Here is a 14,904-nt window from a genome sequence, read left to right on the forward strand (position 1 = left end):
AGCAAAAGGGGGCGGCTATTGTACCTGTGTGGGCGCGGTTAATCCCGGCCCCATTTCATTTAGCCTTGACTGGCTTGATGCTGCACCTGGCGCAAACGCATATGCAACAACGGATAGGGCTGCCCCAAGCCGTCGTGCTCCGTGCGTCCGATCACTTCGAAACCCTGTTTTAAGTAAAAACCCAAGGCCTGGGGGTTTTGTTCGTTGACGTCCAGCTGATCGGCGTTCAGGTGCTCGATCGCATAGCGCAGCAGTTGCCGACCCAGGCCTTCGCCCCGGTGCTTGGGGGCGATGAACAGCATCTCCACCTTGCCCGACGCCACGCCGGCAAACCCGGTGATACGCTGACGCGGGTCTTTGGCGCAGATCAACATCACCGCGTCCAAGTAACGCGTCAGCACCAGGTTCTTCAGCAATACGATGTAACTGTCCGGTAGAAAATCATGGGTCGCACGGACCGAGTCTTCCCAGATTTGTGCCAATTGCGTGTAGTCGCTGGTTTTAGGTGTGTGGATAACCGAATGCTGACGCATGCCCGCTGCCCCTTGCCGATGATTGGCGTCGATGGGCAAAACGATAGACCTAAAAAAGCCCCGCATCTTGTCCAGAGGCGGGGCTTTTTCGGTTTATTTACGGCTTAGTCGCGCTTTTCAGCCCACAAGTCGTATTCGTCGGCATCGGTCACGGTGCACCAGACCTTGTCGCCCGGCTTCAACCCGCTGGCATCGTCGATAAACACGTTACCGTCGATTTCCGGCGCATCGAAGAAGCAACGGCCTACTGCACCTTGCTCGTCGACTTCGTCGATCAGCACTTCGATTTCCTTGCCGATGCGCAGTTGCAGGCGCGCCGAGCTGATGGCCTGCTGGTGCGCCATGAAACGCTCCCAACGGTCCTGCTTGACGTCGTCCGGCACCACGGCCAGGTCCAGCAGGTTGGCTGGGGCGCCTTCCACCGGCGAATACTGGAAGCAGCCGACGCGGTCCAGTTGGGCTTCGGTCAGCCAGTCCAGCAGGTACTGGAAGTCTTCTTCGGTTTCGCCGGGGAAGCCGACGATGAAGGTCGAGCGGATGATCAGTTCCGGGCAGATCTCACGCCAGTTCTTGATGCGCGCCAGGGTCTTGTCTTCGAACGCCGGGCGCTTCATGGCCTTGAGCACTTTGGGGCTGGCGTGCTGGAACGGGATGTCCAGGTACGGCAGGATCTTGCCGGCGGCCATCAGCGGGATCAACTCGTCCACGTGCGGGTACGGGTAGACGTAGTGCAGGCGCACCCACACGCCCAGGCTGCTCAAGGCTTCGCACAGTTCGGTCATGCGGGTTTTCACCGGCGCGCCGTTCCAGAAGCCGGTGCGGTATTTCACATCGACGCCATAAGCGCTGGTGTCCTGGGAGATCACCAGCAGCTCTTTGACGCCGGACTTGACCAGGCGCTGAGCCTCGTCGAGCACGTCACCGACCGGACGGCTGACCAGCTTGCCGCGCATCGACGGGATGATGCAGAAGCTGCAGCTGTGGTTGCAGCCCTCTGAAATCTTCAGGTACGCGTAGTGGCGCGGGGTCAGCTTGATGCCTTGCGGCGGCACCAGGTCGATCAGCGGGTTGTGGTCCTGGCGTGGTGGCACCACTTCGTGCACGGCGTTGACCACCTGCTCGTACTGCTGCGGACCGGTCACCGCCAGCACGCTCGGGTGCACGTTGCGGATATTGCCTTCTTCCACGCCCATGCAGCCGGTCACGATGACCTTGCCGTTTTCCTTGATCGCTTCGCCAATCACTTCCAGGGATTCCGCCTTGGCCGAATCGATGAAGCCGCAGGTGTTGACCACCACCACGTCAGCGTCCTGGTAAGTGGACACAACGTCGTAGCCTTCCATACGCAGTTGCGTAAGGATGCGCTCGGAGTCGACAAGCGCCTTCGGGCAACCCAGGGAAACAAAGCCAACCTTGGGGTTGGCTTTTGCGATGGTGGTGGACATGTCTAACCTCGGTATTGAATGACGCCGCCAGTCGGGCACGACAAGGCTGCGGACGGGCGCTTGGTGCGCCTCTGATCAAAAAGTGCGCAATTCTAGCGACGGGCAACGCACTTGACCAGCTTTATGCAGGGAAATGCGACGAGTGCTGCATGGACGCATTCCCACAACCGCTGCTCCGCTCTTAAGCCCGAACGTCTTGCTCCGTGCGGTGCGATACAACTTTAGACATGCCTACACCTAACGCCTGAAGCACTTTCAGAAGGGTGGAGAGCTTAGGGTCGCCGCCAACGGCGATGGATCTGTAGAGATTTGCTCGATTGAGCCCCGTATTCTGCGACAAGCTGAGCATCCCGCCGCGCGCTTCTGCCACACGACGGACAGCGACCAGGAATGCATCCTCCCCCCCTGCCTCATCGATTTCCTCAAGCGCGACAGAAAGGTATTCGAGGGCGAAGGCTTCGTCGTTTCGAAGCATTTCAAGGACGCTGTCTTCATGAGAACGAGTGCGAATAGTCATTTTTGCTGCACCTTGTAAGATTTCCAGAGGGCCTTGGCCTGATCGATGTCGTTCTGCTGTCTGGCCTTTGAGCCACCGCCCAATAGGAAAACAATTTTTCGATCCTGGATTGCGTAATACACGCGAAACCCGGGACCGAAGTCGAGCTTCATCTCAAACACCCCATCACCCACCGGCTCGGCAATGCCAAAGTGTCCAAGCGCCGCTCGGTCCACTCTCGTGGTGATTCTTGCTTTTGAACGCGTGTCTTGCACGGTATCTAGCCAAACTTGGTAGATATCCACGCCATTGACGGAGAGTACGTGTTTCACTTCGTACATGAGGACTGTACCTTAAAAGAGACAAGTCGATGATTGAGTTTCTATATCGACTGGGCGGGCCATGCAGGAGCATGGTTTATTGGTCGGATAAGCCAGCGGGGACTGCCTGCATGCGCCGCTAAGGCAGCAACATTGAGCCGGGAGAAAATATACGGCCAGCCGTGATGTGATCAATGCAGGCAAATAGGCGCCAAAATGCCCTGATCTCTTTTAATGGCATCAGAAAACCTAACCCGAATCACTTGAGCAGGGAAATACGACGAGTGCTGCGCTATGCTTCGCGCCGTTGCGCGTAGGTAATGTCCTAAGGTCAACAAAACGTCTGTTACGAGAAGTAAAACAGCGCATGCTAGGGTCAGCTTAGACGCGTTGTTAATAAAAGACCGCAGGTCAAAGGGCAGGAGTGGTTGATGGGTCACGCGAGTAATCAGGCAGCAGGTGCCGAGCAGTCAAACGCCAAGCCGATTGGCATGCTGGTGGCAGCGGTCGGGGTGGTTTACGGCGATATCGGGACCAGCCCGCTCTACACCCTTAAAGAGGTGTTCAACGGCGGTTATGGGGTTCAGGTCAATCATGATGGCGTGCTGGGGATCCTGGCGCTGATCTTCTGGTCGCTGATCTGGGTAGTGTCGATCAAGTACATGCTGTTCGTGCTGCGCGCCGATAACCAGGGCGAGGGCGGCATCATGGCGCTCACGGCACTGGCACGACGGGCGGCGGGGGAGCGCAAGAAGTTGCGCAGTTTCCTGGTGGTGTGTGGCCTGTGCGGCGCGGCACTGTTCTACGGCGACAGCATGATCACCCCGGCGATTTCCGTGTTGTCTGCGGTTGAAGGCCTGGAACTGGCCTTCGACGGCCTGGAAAAATGGGTCGTGCCCATCGCCTTGGTGGTGCTGGTGGCGCTGTTCCTGATCCAGAAACATGGCACTGACCACATCGGCAAGCTCTTCGGGCCAGTGATGGTGACCTGGTTCCTGGTGCTGGGCGGCCTCGGTGTGTATGGCATCACCCTGCACCCTGAAGTACTCAGTGCGATGAACCCGATGTGGGCGGTGCGCTTCTTCGAGGCGCATCCTGGCATTGGCGTGGCCATCCTGGGCGCGGTGGTGCTGGCACTGACCGGCGCCGAAGCGCTGTATGCCGACATGGGCCACTTCGGCCGTAAACCCATCGCTCGCGCCTGGTTCATGCTAGTGCTGCCGGCGCTGGTGCTCAATTATTTCGGCCAGGGCGCCATGCTGCTCGGTGACCCGGAAGCCGCGCGCAACCCGTTTTACCTGTTGGCGCCGAGCTGGGCGCTGATCCCGCTGGTGGTGTTGTCTACCCTGGCCACAGTGATTGCCTCCCAGGCAGTGATTTCCGGTGCGTTCTCGTTGACACGCCAGGCGATCCAGTTGGGTTACATCCCGCGCATGCACATTCAGCACACGTCGAGCGCCGAGCAGGGCCAGATCTACATCGGCGCGGTGAACTGGTCGCTGATGGTGGGTGTGATCCTGCTGGTACTGGGCTTCGAATCGTCCAACGCCTTGGCGTCGGCCTACGGCGTGGCAGTGACCGGCACCATGCTGATGACCACCATTCTGGTGTCGGCAGTGATGCTGCTGCTGTGGAAATGGCCGCCAATCCTGGCCGTGCCGGTCCTGGTCTGCTGCCTGTTGGTGGACGGTCTGTATTTCGCGGCCAACGTGCCGAAGATCATCCAAGGCGGCGCGTTCCCGGTGCTGGCGGGCATCGTGCTGTTCGTGTTGATGACTACCTGGAAGCGCGGCAAGCAGTTGCTGGTGGAGCGTCTCGACGAAGGTGGCCTGCCGCTGCCGATCTTCATCAGCAGCATCCGCGTGCAGCCGCCTCATCGCGTGCAGGGCACCGCCGTGTTCCTCACCGCGCGCCCGGACGCCGTGCCTCACGCGCTGCTGCACAACCTGCTGCATAACCAGGTGCTGCATGAGCAAGTGGTGCTGCTGACGGTGGTCTACGAGGACATCCCCCGCGTACCGGCCGCACGGCGGTTCGAGGTGGATGCCTACGGCGAAGGTTTCTTCCGCGTGATCCTGCACTTCGGTTTCACCGATGAGCCGGACGTGCCAGAGGCGTTGAAGTTGTGTCACCTGGATGAGCTGGACTTCAGCCCGATGCGCACCACCTACTTCCTCAGCCGCGAAACGGTCATCGCCTCGCGGATCAAGGGTATGGCCCGTTGGCGCGAAGCCTTGTTCGCCTTTATGTTGAAGAACGCCAACGGCAACCTGCGCTTCTTCAAACTCCCGGTAAACCGGGTGATCGAGCTGGGCACCCAGGTCGAAATGTAAGCTGTTGCAACACGGGGGCCGGCAATCGGCTCCCGCTTTTCGTTCTGAACCCTGTGCAATCCAGCGTTGTCGACTAGGCTCTAAGCACTGTTTGAATAGTGCCCACAGAACCCAGAAGAGGTGCGCCATGAGTCAGCTGCTCGAACCTTATACCCTCCGTCAATTGACCCTGCTCAATCGCATCGCCGTGTCGCCCATGTGCCAATACTCAAGCGTCGATGGCCTGGCTAATGACTGGCACCTGGTACACCTCGGCAGCCGTGCTGTCGGCGGCGCCGGGTTGATTTTCACTGAAGCCACCGCCGTGACTGCCGATGGCCGCATCACCGCCCAGGACCTGGGCTTGTGGAATGACGCACAAATCGAACCGCTGCAACGCATCACACGTTTCATTGCGGCCCAAGGCGCGGTGGCCGGCATTCAGCTGGCCCATGCCGGGCGCAAGGCCAGCACTCATCGGCCTTGGATCGGCAAGCACGGCAGCGTCAAACCGGAGGATGGCGGCTGGACGCCGGTAGGGCCATCGCCGATTGCCTTCGACCCCCAGCACACCCAGCCCAAGCCATTGGACGAGGGCCAGATCCAGCAAGTGATCGCCGATTTTGTCGCCGCCGCCAAGCGCGCGTTGACCGCAGGCTTCGAAGTGGTGGAAATCCACGCGGCCCATGGTTACCTCTTGCATCAATTTCTCTCTCCTATCAGCAACCAGCGTCAGGACCAGTACGGCGGCTCGTTTGAAAACCGCATCCGCCTGGTGCTGCAAGTGACCCAGGCCGTGCGTGAAGTCTGGCCCCAGGAGCTGCCGTTGTTTGTGCGGGTGTCGGCCACCGATTGGGTGGAAGACGGCTGGAACCCCGATGAAACCGTGGAGCTGGCGCGTCGCCTGAAGGACTTGGGGGTGGACCTGATCGACGTCTCCTCCGGTGGCACCGCCGCCAACGCCGAGATCCCCACCGGCCCCGGTTACCAGACCCGTTTCGCCGAGCGCGTGCGCAAAGAGTCGGGCATGGCCACCGGCACCGTTGGCATGATCACCGAGCCGGCCCAGGCCGAGCACATCCTGCGTACCTGCCAGGCCGATATCATCTTCCTGGCCCGAGAACTGTTGCGTGATCCGTACTGGCCGCTGCATGCCGACGATGACCTGGGCGGACGCAAGGCTATCTGGCCGGCGCAGTACCAGCGCGCTACGCATCGCGACCAACCGATCCATGAGTCTGACTTGAGGGATTAGGCCGTCGTACGCCTCACCAGAAACCCACCCTGATCCGGTGGGTTTTTTTGCGACTGTTGAGTGAGAAGAGACTGTAGGTATTTGTTACCGAAGCAAATATTTAAGTGATTACTCTAAAAAAGTCCCACGCTCGGCAAGAAGGTTTCTACGCTTAGGGTAAGCCTGATTTCTGGCCCAGGAAGTCAGTTGGTTTGCTCACTGAGGCATTGCGCTTCATGGGAGGCGGTTATGGGCAACGGGAGTATTTGATGGATATCAGGAGAAGCAGTCCATGGCCAAGTCCTATGGTGTAGCGGGGGTGGTGGCGTCATTTCTGGCCCGCAGGGTGTCTTTGCGTGGCCGAAGGCTGAGTTCGGATGAAGCTGAACTGCTGGCGCAATATCGCGCCCTGACCGAAAACGATCAGGTGGCGATGCGCTATTTGATTGGGGCGATGAAGAGTGTGTCGCGGTTCTGAGCCGCAGGGGGAACGTTCCCACGCACGCGTGGGAACGCGGTCAATCAGGTGTACTTACGCTGGTCCGGAGCCGGCGGGAAGTACTGGTACAACCAGGTTTCACTCAAGGTGCGGTCCTGGGTGCGAATGAACAGGCGCAGTTCCACCGGCTCCACGCTGTCGCTGGTCGGGTACCAGTCAAACAGGATGCGGTAGCCCTTGATGTTATCCAGCACGAGTACGCTGAAATCTTTCACTTCGCCATGGGAGCAGGTCACCACCGGCTCGATTCCGGTGCCTGGTGGCAGGCGATCCAGGCCGCCGCCCTTGAAGTCCACGGCAAAACGGCGCGCCCACACGGGTGGGTAGTGCTCGCCCGGTGCCCAACCTTCGGTAAAGCCACCCATGCCTGAACGGGTCGCGTCGACTTGTGCCAGCGGCGTACTCACCGGTGGCAGGGCGCTCCAGTACAGCTTGTAGCCATAGTTGAGCGAGTCGCCGGCTGCCACGGGTTTTTTCGGGGTCCAGAAGGCCACGATGTTATCCAGTGTCTCGCCGGTGGTAGGAATTTCCAGCAGGTCGATGGAGCCTTCGCCCCACGCAGTGGTCGGTTCGACCCACAGGCTTGGGCGCTTGCTGTACCAGTCCACCGTATCCTGGTAACTGGCGAACTCATGGTCGGTCTGCACCAGGCCGAAGCCTTTCGGGTCTTTGTCGGCAAAGGCGTTGAATTGCAGCTTGGCTGGGTTGTTCAGCGGGCGGCAGACCCACTCGCCGTTGCCGCGCCACATGGCCAGGCGGTCCGAATCGTGGATCTGCGGGTGGATGGTGTCGCACATGCGCCGTTCGTGGGTGCCGCAGCTGAACATGCTGGTCATCGGTGCGATGCCCAGTTGTTCGATGGTGGTACGTGCATTGATGTGTGCGTCGATTGCCATCACCACCTGGTTGGCCTGGCAGTCGATATCGAAGCGGTAGGCACCCGTGGCGCTCGGGGAGTCGAGCAGGGCGTAGACCACAAAGCGGGTGGCGTTCTTGTCCGGGGTCTCGAACCAGAACTGCGTGAAGTCGGGGAACTCCTCGCGCTTTTTCGCGTAGGTGTCGATGGCCAGGCCGCGGGCCGAAAGACCGTACTGCCCGGTGTTGTCCACCGCGCGGAAGTAGCTGGCGCCGAGAAACGACAACACATCATGGCGGTCCAGCTCCGGCGCCTTGAACAGCTTGAAGCCTGAGAAACCCAGGTCGCCGGTCAACTGCTTGGTATCGACCGTGGTTTTCTCATAGTTGAACAGTGACGGGCGGAAATGCACTTCGCGCGCTTCGCGGGTCTTGGGGTCGACACTGTGCATGCGCACTGGCGTCTTGAAACCCATGCCGACGTGGAAGAACTGCACGTCCAGTTGGCCGTTCAACTCCTTCCACAACGAATGGTTGCCGTCGTAGCCGATGGCGTTGAAATTCTGCGGGGTCATGGTCGCCAGCGTCGGCGGCAGCACCTGTTTGGTGTCCTTGTAAGCGGTCCCGGCCAGTTGTTTGGCCTGGGCCTTGAGCGAGTCGAAATCGAACGCCACGGCCTTGCCATCGGCGGCACGGTTCCCGGCCCAGGCCTGGGCGGCAAGCAGGCCGCTGGCCGACAAACCGGTGTAAGCCGCAATGGCCATGGACGCTTTGAGCAAATTCCTGCGGTGCATAGAGACAACCTGTCGTGAGCAAATCCCGCGCCGTTCCTGGCACGTAGCGGATCAGAAATTACGGTTCGGACATGCCTTCGACCAAACGCAACGGACATTAAACAGACGCCGGATAGCTTAAGCGGTTCGATGACGTAGGAAAATTGATTGATGGCGGGGTGATGGCGTTGCAAGTGCGACAAGACATTTCCAAATGTCCTCAGCTCACTTCACCCACAGCCCGGTAAGCCTCATCAATCGCCGCATGGGCATACGCACTCCACGCCGCGTCCGAGTTGGCGATGCTCACATGCCCCACCGGCTTTTTCGCCAGGTTCATCCACGCTTCGCTCTGGTCCGCATCGTCGAACAAGCTGTTGGAGAAACTCGCATAACCGTGTGACCAGCGGTTGACAGTGATCGCCAGAATGTCGGTCTCATGGTTGAACCCACCCGGCCCGAGCATGCGTTGCAACTGATCACGCAACTGCGCTTCCAGCTGCTCGAACGTCTGCCCATACAACTTGCCCCGCCCGGCGCGGGCCTGGTCGCGGGCGTTCATGCCGCTGCTGGGGCTGGTGGGTACGTAGACCATGTGCAAGCCGATCGGCTGCGTCGGGTCGCGCGGGTGGTCGTAGCCGCCCATGCTCACCGGGTAATCCAGCTTGATGCGGCTGTAGGGCTGGGTCGCCGCGTAGATTTCATGCACGCCCAACTTCTGGAACGACTGCCAATTGCGGATCACCACCTTGGTGTACACCAGCGGGTACTTCACGTTCTGGCTCAGGGCTTGGGCTTGGGTTGCGGGCAGGTCTTTCAGCAGATACGGAATCATCATGTTGTAGCAGGCCAGGATGCAGCGTTTGCCGCGCACCTGTGCGAGTTGTCCGCCACGGCTGTAGCCGATATGCACGCTGCTGCCGACGTTACGCACGCTGACTGCCGTGCTGTTCAAGCGCAAGCGCACGGCCGCCTTGGGCTGGTCGAGCTTGGCGTAGTCAAACGGCGCCAGCACGATATCGTCCATAGTGTGCCCTGGCGCCACGCCCGGGATCAGGCTGCGCACCAGCAACCGCGCCACCGACGCATTGCCATCTGGGAAGTGGTAGATGTAGGGCTCTTCCATTTCCGCTGCCGCCTCTTCGCTGATCGGCGCCAGGTTCATCCCGGTAAAGCCTGGGAAACCCACGCTATAAGCGTCAGCAGCAGCGACGGCATCGATGCTCAACGCCATGAAATCATTGGTGCGACTCTGGAAGTACTTCACTGCGCCTTCCGACAATCCTACGTTCTTGAGCAGGAAATCGCGGTAGCTGGTGGTAGCCAGGGTGTCGGCCTTTTCTTCGGCGGTCTTGCCCGGCAGGTAATCCTTGGGCGCGGTGTGCAGTTCGATCAGGGCCTGGCGGTCGGCCGCTGGCAAGGGGAAGTCATTGATGAAGTCGCGGATGGCGCGGGCATTCAACTGGTCCGGTGCAATATCGTCGGCCACCATCGGCGTCGGGTCGCCGGTCACCAGTTTGTCTTCGCCGAAGTTTTCCTTGTCGAAGAACACCCCGCGCGAAAGCCCAAGGCCTGGGTAGAACTGGCGGTCGAAGGCGGTTTCGAAGCGCTTGATGTTCACCCCGAGCTTTTTCAACAACCCGTTCACTTCCTGGCTGTACAGGTGGTTGGGCGACTGGAACGCCTCGCTGCCGCCGTAGCCGATGATCATGCGGCCACCGGCCTGGAATTCGTTGCGCTTGGCGTGACCGCCGAAGTCGTCGTGGTTTTCCAGGATCAGGATCTTCGCCTTGGGGTGCTTCTCGCGGTAGAACCACGCCGCCGACAAACCACTCAAGCCGCCGCCCACGACCACCAGGTCATAGTCCTCGGTGATCGGCAGTGCGTCGGTGTCGAACACCTTCTTTTCCCAGCCCATCTGGTGCGCCACTTCGAACGAGCCGGCATGGCTGCCGCGCAGGCCGGTAAGGGCAGGTGGGTAATAGCGACCGTCGGGAGCGGCTTGCAGGATTTGCAGCGGGGTCATACCGGCGGCAATGGTGACAGCGACGCCGTTGAGGAAGTCGCGGCGGGTGATATCCATGGGGGATCCTGAAAATTATTGTTATAGGTTCCCGGCATCCAGGGAGGATGCCGGGTTAAATCGTCAGTGCTTGAACATCACATGGCGCACGGTGGTGTAGTCCTCCAGCCCGTACATGGACATGTCCTTGCCATACCCGGACAGTTTCTGGCCGCCGTGGGGCATTTCGCTGACGAGCATGAAGTGGGTGTTCACCCAGGTGCAGCCGTACTGCAGGCGTGCGGCCAAGCGGTGGGCGCGTCCTACATCTGCGGTCCACACGGATGACGCCAGGCCGTAGTCCGAATCATTGGCCCAGCCCAGTACCTGTGCTTCATCGGTGAACTTGGTTACCGAGACCACCGGCCCGAACACCTCTCGGCGCACGATTTCGTCGTCCTGCTGTGCGTCGGCCAATACCGTCGGCTCGAAGAAGAAACCATTGCCTTCCACGGCCTTGCCACCGGTGACCAGGCGAATGTGCGGCTGCGCCACGGCGCGTTCGACAAACCCGGCGACACGGTCGCGATGCTGCGCGGTAATCAACGGGCCCAATTCGGTCGCCGGATCATCCTGCAAGCCGTACTGGATGCTGGCGACCGCCGCACCGAGCTTCTCGACAAACTTGTCGTAGATATCCGCCTGCGCATAAATCCGGCAGGCCGCCGTGCAATCCTGGCCGGCGTTGTAGAAGCCAAAAGTACGAATACCGTCCACGGCGGCGTCGATGTCCGCGTCGTTGAAGATGATCACGGGCGCCTTGCCACCCAACTCCATGTGCATGCGCTTCACGCTGTCGGCGGTGCTGGAGATGATGTTTGCGCCGGTGGCGATGGAACCGGTCAACGACACCATGCGCACTTTCGGGTGGTTCACCAGCGGGCTACCGACGGTTGGCCCACGGCCGAACACCAGGTTGAGCACACCGGCCGGGAAGATTTCAGCGGCCAGTTCGACCATGCGTAGCGCGGTCAACGGGGTTTGTTCCGACGGCTTGAGCACCACGGTATTACCGGCGGCGAGGGCCGGGGCGATTTTCCAGGCGACCATCATCAGTGGGTAGTTCCACGGCGCGATGGACGCAATCACCCCCACCGGGTCGCGGCGGATCATCGAGGTATGGCCAGGCAGGTATTCACCGCCGGCCGAGCCGCTCATGCAACGGCTGGCGCCGGCAAAGAAGCGGAATACGTCGGCAATCGCCGGAATTTCATCGTTCAGGGCGGCACTGTAGGGCTTGCCGCAGTTGTCCGATTCCAGCTTGGCCAGCTCTTCGCCGTGGGCTTCGATCACGTCTGCCAGTTTCAGTAGCAGCAGCGAACGGTCCTTGGGCGCGGTTTGCGACCAGCTTTCGAAAGCCGCATCGGCTGCGCGCACGGCGGCGTCGACCTGGGCTTCGCTGGCTTCGTTGATTTCCACCAGTACGCGGCCGAGCGCGGGGTTGAATACCGCCTGGGCCGGGCCTTCGCCGTCGACCAGTTGGCCGTTGATCAGCAGTTTGGTTTGCATCGCCATGTCCTCTTCAAACAATTATTTACCGCCACTACCGGCCACGCTTTCACCGCCGCGCGTCAGGTAATAGGCACCGAGAATCGGGAACATCGTCACCAGCATCACGAGCATCGCGACCACGTTGGTCACCGGCACATCCCGTGGGCGGCTCAGTTGGTTGAGCAGCCACAACGGCAAGGTGCGTTCGTGGCCGGCGGTGAAGGTGGTGACGATGATTTCGTCGAACGACAGCGCAAAGGCGAGCATGCCGCCGGCCAGCAGCGCCGAGCCCAGGTTGGGCATGATGATGTAGCGGAAGGTCTGCCAACCGTCGGCGCCCAGGTCCATCGAGGCTTCGATCAGGCTGTGGGAGGTGCGGCGCAGGCGGGCGATGACGTTGTTGTAGACGATCACCACGCAGAAGGTCGCGTGGCCGACGATGATGGTGAACATCCCCGGCTCAATGCCCAGCGTCTTGAAGGTCGCCAGCAATGCGATACCGGTGATGATCCCTGGCAGCGCAATCGGCAGGATCAGCATCAACGACACGCCTTGTTTGCCAAAGAACTCACGGCGATACAGCGCCGCCGAGGCCAGGGTGCCGAGCACCATGGCGATCAGGGTAGCGATGGCCGCAATCTGCAACGACAGCTTGATCGCTTCCAGTACGTCCGGCCGGGCGAAGGCCACGCTGAACCACTTCAACGTGAAGCCCTGTGGCGGGAAGCTGAACGCCGCTTCTTCTGTGTTGAAGGCGTAGAGGAAGATGATCAGGATCGGGAAGTGGAGAAAAACCAGTCCACCCCAAGCTGCGATCTTCAGACCCATGGAAGATTTTTCAGAGTGCATCGAAGGCCCCCAGGCGTTTGACGATGGACAGGTAAACCGCGATCAGCACGATCGGCACCAGCGTGAACGCCGCCGCCATGGGCATGTTGCCGATGGCGCCTTGCTGGGCGTAGACCATGCCGCCGACGAAGTAGCCCGGCGGGCCCACCAGCTGCGGCACGATGAAGTCGCCCAGGGTCAGCGAGAAGGTGAAGATGGAACCGGCGGCAATCCCCGGAATCGACAGCGGCAAGATCACCTGCATGAACGTCTGGCGCGGCTTGGCGCCCAAATCCGCCGAGGCTTGCAGCAATGAGGGCGGCAAACGCTCCAGCGAGGCCTGGATCGGCAGGATCATGAACGGCAGCCAGATATAGACGAACACCATGAAGCGCCCTAGGTGCGAGGTGCTCAAGGTGCTGCCGCCCACGCCGGGAATGCCCAGTACGAACTGCAATACCGGCTCCAAACCCAGGTGCTGCACGAACCACTGCGCCACGCCGCCCTTGGCCAGCAGCAAGGTCCAGGCGTAGGCCTTGACAATGTAGCTGGCCCACATCGGCATCATCACCGCAATGTAGAAGAATGCCTTGGTCTTGCCCGTGGTGTAGCGCGCCATGTAGTAGGCAATCGGGAAGGCGACGACGGCGCTGGCGATCGACACCACAATCGCCATGCTCAGGGTGCGCACGATGATGTCGAAGTTCGACGGCTGGAACAGCGCGGCGAAGTTGGCCAGGGTCAGGTCCGGGGTGACCGCCATGGTGAAGTCGTCGAAGGTATAAAAGCCTTGCCACAGCAGGGTCAGCAACGAGCCGAGGTAGATCGCGCCGAACCAGATCAGCGGCGGCACCAGCAGCATCGCCAGGTAGAGGTTGGGCTTGCGGTACAGCAGGTTGGAAAACCTGCGCATCGGCGGTTGGGAAAGGGCCAGGCTCATGTCACACCTCGCCTGCGATATCGGTCAGCGGGGTCATGGCTTCCCGTGCCCAGCGAGCGGTGATGGACTGGCCGACCTGATGGCCGCTGCTGATGTCCAGCCATTGGTTGTTGGCCTGGCTGATGTTCAGCGCCTGGCCGTTTTCCAGTTTCAGTTCATAGCGAGTGGCGCTGCCCTGGTATTGGATATCGTGGAGCAGACCGCTGATTTCCACTTCGCCAGCGCCCAACGGGCCTTCGGCAAAGCGCACGTGTTCCGGGCGGATCGAGAAGGGTTGTGCAGTGCCGCTGAGGCGCTGGGCCAACTCGCCACGAATCACGTTGGAGGTGCCGACAAACTCAGCGACGAACGACGTGGCCGGTTTCATATAGAGGTTGCGCGGGGTGTCGACCTGTTCGATGCGGCCTTTATTGAACACGGCGACGCGATCGGACATCGACAACGCTTCGGTCTGGTCGTGGGTGACGAAGATAAAGGTGATGCCTAACTGGCGTTGCAGCTTTTTCAGCTCGCTTTGCATCTGTTCGCGCAGCTTGAGGTCGAGGGCGCCCAGGGGTTCGTCCAGCAGCAGCACCCGTGGACGATTGACCAGGGCGCGGGCCAGGGCCACACGCTGGCGCTGGCCGCCGGAGAGTTGCACCGGCTTGCGGTCGCCGTAGCCGCCGAGGGCGACCATGGCCAGCGCCTCTTCGGCACGGTTCAGGCGTTCCGCCTTGCCCACGCCCTTGACCTTGAGGCCGTAGGCGACGTTGTCGCGCACATTCATATGGGGGAACAGCGCGTAATCCTGGAACACGGTGTTCACATCGCGCTGATACGGCGGCAAGCCGGCGGCTTCCTCGCCATGGATGCGGATCGAGCCTGCGCTCGGCTGCTCAAACCCGGCGATCAGGCGCAGGCAGGTGGTCTTGCCCGAGCCGGAAGGGCCGAGCATGGAAAAGAACTCGCCGTCCTGGATGTCGATGGAAACCCGGTCAACGGCTTTCACTTCGCCGAACTGACGGGAAACGTGGGTGAATTGGACTGCAAGCGTCATGGTGCGGTGCTCCAAAAAGGCGCGGGTCGTCGCAGCGGCCCGGCCTGGACTTCTGAAAAAACGAGGATGCATGGGTGCTG

At 60.7% G+C, this 14,904-nt stretch carries 13 protein-coding genes; 3 read left to right on the forward strand and 10 right to left on the reverse strand.

Annotated elements, in window-relative coordinates; translation table 11 throughout:
* Nucleotides 1–59: 59 nt before the first annotated feature.
* From OZ428_RS07690 to OZ428_RS07705, 4 genes are all read right to left on the reverse strand, one after another.
* Nucleotides 60–533 carry a GNAT family N-acetyltransferase gene (locus OZ428_RS07690; protein WP_133074475.1) on the reverse strand — a complete coding sequence of 158 codons (474 nt, stop codon included), beginning with the start codon at nt 531–533 and terminating at the stop codon, nt 60–62.
* A gap of 104 nt (nt 534–637) precedes the next feature.
* Nucleotides 638–1,978, reverse strand: coding sequence for a 30S ribosomal protein S12 methylthiotransferase RimO (gene rimO, locus OZ428_RS07695; RefSeq protein ID WP_003231334.1), 1,341 nt, complete (start codon nt 1,976–1,978; stop codon nt 638–640).
* Between the two features lie 181 nt (nt 1,979–2,159).
* Nucleotides 2,160–2,495 (reverse strand): addiction module antidote protein, encoded by a 336-nt coding sequence (locus OZ428_RS07700; RefSeq protein ID WP_133074474.1) that lies wholly within the window; start codon nt 2,493–2,495, stop codon nt 2,160–2,162.
* Nucleotides 2,492–2,815, reverse strand: coding sequence for a type II toxin-antitoxin system RelE/ParE family toxin (locus OZ428_RS07705; protein WP_269133041.1), 324 nt, complete (start codon nt 2,813–2,815; stop codon nt 2,492–2,494). The genes OZ428_RS07700 and OZ428_RS07705 overlap by 4 nt, the downstream gene beginning before the upstream one ends.
* A gap of 410 nt (nt 2,816–3,225) precedes the next feature.
* On the opposite strand from OZ428_RS07705, the gene OZ428_RS07710 reads away from it, so the two are divergent.
* From OZ428_RS07710 to OZ428_RS07720, 3 genes are all read left to right on the forward strand, one after another.
* Complete coding sequence (locus tag OZ428_RS07710; protein WP_269133042.1) at nt 3,226–5,127, forward strand: potassium transporter Kup; 1,902 nt, start codon at nt 3,226–3,228, stop codon at nt 5,125–5,127.
* Between the two features lie 127 nt (nt 5,128–5,254).
* Nucleotides 5,255–6,361, forward strand: a complete 1,107-nt coding sequence (locus OZ428_RS07715; protein ID WP_033899937.1) for an NADH:flavin oxidoreductase/NADH oxidase — start codon at nt 5,255–5,257, stop codon at nt 6,359–6,361.
* A gap of 271 nt (nt 6,362–6,632) precedes the next feature.
* Nucleotides 6,633–6,818, forward strand: coding sequence for a hypothetical protein (locus OZ428_RS07720; protein WP_269133043.1), 186 nt, complete (start codon nt 6,633–6,635; stop codon nt 6,816–6,818).
* Between the two features lie 44 nt (nt 6,819–6,862).
* On the opposite strand, the gene OZ428_RS07725 is transcribed toward OZ428_RS07720, so the two are convergent.
* The 6 genes from OZ428_RS07725 to OZ428_RS07750 form a co-directional block, all read right to left on the reverse strand.
* Nucleotides 6,863–8,488 carry a glucan biosynthesis protein D gene (locus OZ428_RS07725; protein ID WP_133074469.1) on the reverse strand — a complete coding sequence of 542 codons (1,626 nt, stop codon included), beginning with the start codon at nt 8,486–8,488 and terminating at the stop codon, nt 6,863–6,865.
* Between the two features lie 199 nt (nt 8,489–8,687).
* A complete protein-coding gene (locus tag OZ428_RS07730) occupies nt 8,688–10,550 on the reverse strand; it encodes an NAD(P)-binding protein (protein WP_269133044.1) in 1,863 nt (620 codons plus the stop codon).
* Between the two features lie 63 nt (nt 10,551–10,613).
* Nucleotides 10,614–12,038: a gamma-aminobutyraldehyde dehydrogenase gene (locus tag OZ428_RS07735; protein ID WP_269133045.1), complete on the reverse strand. Its 1,425-nt coding sequence runs from the start codon at nt 12,036–12,038 to the stop codon at nt 10,614–10,616.
* Nucleotides 12,039–12,059: 21 nt separating this feature from the next.
* A complete protein-coding gene (locus OZ428_RS07740; protein ID WP_012722540.1) occupies nt 12,060–12,869 on the reverse strand; it encodes an ABC transporter permease in 810 nt (269 codons plus the stop codon).
* Entirely contained in the window at nt 12,859–13,788 is a 930-nt protein-coding gene (locus tag OZ428_RS07745) for an ABC transporter permease (protein ID WP_016977918.1), read from the reverse strand. The genes OZ428_RS07740 and OZ428_RS07745 overlap by 11 nt, the downstream gene beginning before the upstream one ends.
* 1 nt (nt 13,789) lies before the next feature.
* Nucleotides 13,790–14,824 carry an ABC transporter ATP-binding protein gene (locus tag OZ428_RS07750; protein WP_061435506.1) on the reverse strand — a complete coding sequence of 345 codons (1,035 nt, stop codon included), beginning with the start codon at nt 14,822–14,824 and terminating at the stop codon, nt 13,790–13,792.
* Between the last annotated feature and the right edge of the window lie 80 nt (nt 14,825–14,904).

Origin of the sequence: Pseudomonas sp. GXZC (assembly GCF_026967615.1) — a bacterium.
Taxonomy (GTDB): Bacteria; Pseudomonadota; Gammaproteobacteria; order Pseudomonadales; family Pseudomonadaceae; genus Aquipseudomonas; species Aquipseudomonas azotoformans_A.